The organism is Fulvivirga aurantia, from assembly GCF_009711475.1.
Lineage (GTDB): Bacteria > Bacteroidota > Bacteroidia > Cytophagales > Cyclobacteriaceae > Fulvivirga > Fulvivirga aurantia.
Window position 1 is genome coordinate 1 of record NZ_SMMD01000496.1, and the last position, 3,306, is coordinate 3,306.

3 protein-coding genes are annotated in these 3,306 nt (G+C 41.4%); 1 reads left to right on the top strand and 2 read right to left on the bottom strand.

The features are described from left to right. Positions 1 to 52: 52 nt before the first annotated feature. Positions 53 to 733: a type 1 glutamine amidotransferase domain-containing protein gene (locus E1176_RS03545; RefSeq protein WP_155209196.1), complete on the bottom strand. Its 681-nt coding sequence runs from the start codon at positions 731 to 733 to the stop codon at positions 53 to 55. A 50-nt stretch (positions 734 to 783) separates the two neighbouring features. Then, on the bottom strand, positions 784 to 1,779 hold the full coding sequence (locus tag E1176_RS03550; RefSeq protein ID WP_155209197.1) for an NADP-dependent oxidoreductase: 996 nt from the start codon (positions 1,777 to 1,779) through the stop codon (positions 784 to 786). A 196-nt stretch (positions 1,780 to 1,975) separates the two neighbouring features. Here E1176_RS03550 and fmt point away from each other — a divergent pair, with 196 nt between their 5' ends. Continuing rightward, positions 1,976 to 2,887 carry a methionyl-tRNA formyltransferase gene (fmt, locus tag E1176_RS03555; protein WP_155209198.1) on the top strand — a complete coding sequence of 304 codons (912 nt, stop codon included), beginning with the start codon at positions 1,976 to 1,978 and terminating at the stop codon, positions 2,885 to 2,887. Positions 2,888 to 3,306: the final 419 nt, after the last annotated feature.

Sequence of the window (3,306 nt, forward strand, 5' to 3'; positions counted from 1 at the left end):
GGATGACTCACCTTTTGAGACGGCCTCTTTGAATCAATTATTTTTATGCTATTTAGTTCTTTAACATCTTATAAAGCTCTTCGGCCACAGCTTCCGATGATGCGGGGTTCTGCCCTGTCACCAAGTTGGTATCTTTCACAGCATGTGAGGCCCAATCATCAGCCTTACTGTAAGTTCCGCCATGTTCTTTTAGCATATCTTCTACCAAAAAAGGCACCACATCCGTTAGCCCAACTGCCTCCTCCTCACTATTCGTAAAACCAGTTACTTTTTTACCTTTTACCAGGTATTCGCCAGAGCTGATCTTTACATTTTTAAGTGCTGCCGGAGCATGGCAAACCAATCCGGTAGGTTTATCAGCTTCATAAAATGACTGAAGCAATTTGATCGAATCTTTATCTTCGGCCAAGTCCCAAAGTGGCCCATGCCCTCCTGGGTAGAAAACTGCATCGAAGCCTTCAGCATCTACCTCAGATAACTTTGTAGTCTTACTCAGTTTTTCCTGCAAAGCTTTGTCATCTTTAAACCGCTTAGTGGCTTCAGTCTGATTTTCGGGACTGTCGCTGGTTGGGTCTATCGGGGGCTGCCCTCCCTTCGGTGATGCCAGCGTAATATCTGCACCCTTATCTGCCAGGTAATAATATGGAGCGGCAAATTCTTCGATCCAAAATCCGGTCTTATTGCCGGTATCTCCCAATTTATCGTGTGATGTTAATACAAATAAAAATTTCATATCTACTAATATTTTATGGTTATAATTAAAAACTATTTGTTGCTTGTGAGCTAGACCTTCACGACCATTTTACCCTCGTTTTTGCCATCAAAAAGATCAATAAAGGCTTGTGGAATATTGTCAAACCCCTCTACCATCGTTTCTGTGTAAGTGAGGTCACCAGACTGCATCCAACTGGCGAGCTGTTGCACACCTTCCTTAAATTTTTCGGCATAATTCCCTACAGTAAAACCTTGCATCAAAACACTCTTTTTGATGAGCGTGGTTTCTAGTCGAGGACCGGTTGGAGTTTCTGTGGCGTTGTAGGTGGATATCGCACCACAAGCCACTACACGACCATGTCTGTTTATATTTGCCATTACAGCATCTGTGATTGGACCGCCAACATTGTCAAAATAGACATCAACTCCATCAGGAGCAGCTTCTGCAATGGCCTTTTTCATGTCTGATGTCGTTTTGTAGTTTACGGCTTCATCAAAACCAAACTTACTTTTGATCATATCGATCTTTTCATCAGTCCCTGCAATTCCAACTACACGGCAGCCCTTGATTTTAGCGATTTGACCAACTACCGTACCTACTGCCCCGGCAGCACCGGAAACCACCACTGTTTCTCCTTCTTTAGGCTTTCCGATATCTGTAAGACCAAAATAAGCGGTTAGACCAGTCATGCCCAACACACCCAAATAGGTAGAGAGTGGTGCCTGATCAGGATCTACTTTTTGTAAGTTTTGTCCGTCAGAAACCTGGTATTCCTTCCAATCCAGCATGGCTGATACATAGTCACCTTTGCTGAAATCATCGATTTTAGACTCAACAACTTCGGCTATAATTCCGGAAGATAAAGGCTTATTAAGCTCAAAAGGCTCGATATAAGATTTCTGATCAATCATGCGACCACGCAAATAAGGGTCAACCGATACGTAGCAAGTCTTTAATAATACTTCACCATCTTTAGGAGAGGGTTTATCATTTTCTACGAATTTAAAATCAGAGTGGCTTGGTTTGCCTTGTGGTCTATTATCTAATAAAATTGTTTTATTCATCTCAGTTTATTGATTGTTTGAATATGTTGATTAGCAGCACTATCAACATTGTTGTTTAAACAATGAATGCTTTACTTATAAACGCATGAGAAATAGATTGTTCTCATTTTTGTGTTAACAAATTGTCATTTATAGGTCTTTAAGAGTGGGGGCTTATAACTCGGAAATCTCCCTCAAATAAGCAATCTTTGCAGACATGAAGGACCTAAGAATTATTTACATGGGTACACCAGATTTTGCGGTACCCAGCCTAGAGATTTTAGTAGAAAACGGCTTTAACGTGGTTGCGGTAATCACCGCTCCTGATCGCCCCAAGGGTCGGGGACAAAAACTTGCGACATCTCCTGTAAAGGACAGTGCTGTAAAACATGACATACCGGTCCTTCAGCCTACCAACCTTAAAGATCCTGAGTTCATCGAAGAGCTTAAATCTTACGAGGCTAACCTGCAAATCGTAGTGGCTTTTAGAATGTTGCCAGAAATGGTTTGGAACATGCCGGAAATCGGCACCTTTAATTTACATGCTTCCTTGTTGCCACAGTACAGAGGGGCCGCTCCTATCAACTGGGCGATCATTAATGGTGAGAAAGAAACAGGTGTTACTACATTCTTTTTGAAACATAAAATCGACACGGGTAATGTCATTTTTCAAGAAAAAGAGCCCATCAAAGAAGATGATACCGTAGGTGATCTTTACGGTCGATTGATGAATAAAGGTGCTGCGCTTGTGCTCAAAACAGTGAAAGCTATTGCCGCTGATGATTACCCTCAAATACCTCAAAATGAGGACCAGGAAATAAAAGAAGCCCCTAAGATTTTCAGAGAAACCTGTGAAATCAACTGGAACCAATCAACTGATACGGTTTATGATTTTATCAGAGGCCTATCTCCATACCCTGCCGCCTGGACTACGCTTAATGATAAAAACCTTAAAATTTTTAAGGTAAGTAAAGCAGATACCAAAGGCGAGCCTGGTTCTTACCAATCAGACAATAAGACTTTTATCAAATTCTTTACTCAAGATGGAGCTATCGATGTTCACGAGCTGCAAATTCAGGGTAAAAAGCGCATGAAGATCGATGAGTTTTTGAGAGGCAACACGGTGTAATTTTGATTTGAGAGTTGCAAGTTTTGACTCGTTAGACGAGTGCAACTAAATTAAGACTCGTCTGACCACTCTAAGTGGTCTGACGAGTGGGGTAATGCGAAATATCGACATTGATTCCATCCCTTTGAGGGATGGAATCAATGAAATTATGGACCAGTCTTGTTAAGCCTTCAAGGCTTGGTAAGACTTGAAGACTAACGAATAAAGGTATGAAATACCCTGAACGAGATTCTTCGTTGCACTCAGAATGACGCTTCGATTTTAGGGTTTCATACTAATTTGAAAAAGGATTTCATTGCTTTGGGGGGATAGAATCTTCGTCCTTAATGAATAAGCCACGCTGAGAGCAGCGAAGCAACTTACTAACTTTAAATATGTGATTGACTCTGACTCGTCAGACCACTCAAAGTGGTCAGACG

What these genes read in the sequence shown, in the direction of transcription:
- E1176_RS03545 (WP_155209196.1), bottom strand. Translation starts at nt 733, where the DNA reads ATGAAATTTTTATTTGTATTAACATCACACGATAAATTGGGAGATACC.
- E1176_RS03550 (WP_155209197.1), bottom strand. Translation starts at nt 1,779, where the DNA reads ATGAATAAAACAATTTTATTAGATAATAGACCACAAGGCAAACCAAGC.
- fmt (WP_155209198.1), top strand. Translation starts at nt 1,976, where the DNA reads ATGAAGGACCTAAGAATTATTTACATGGGTACACCAGATTTTGCGGTA.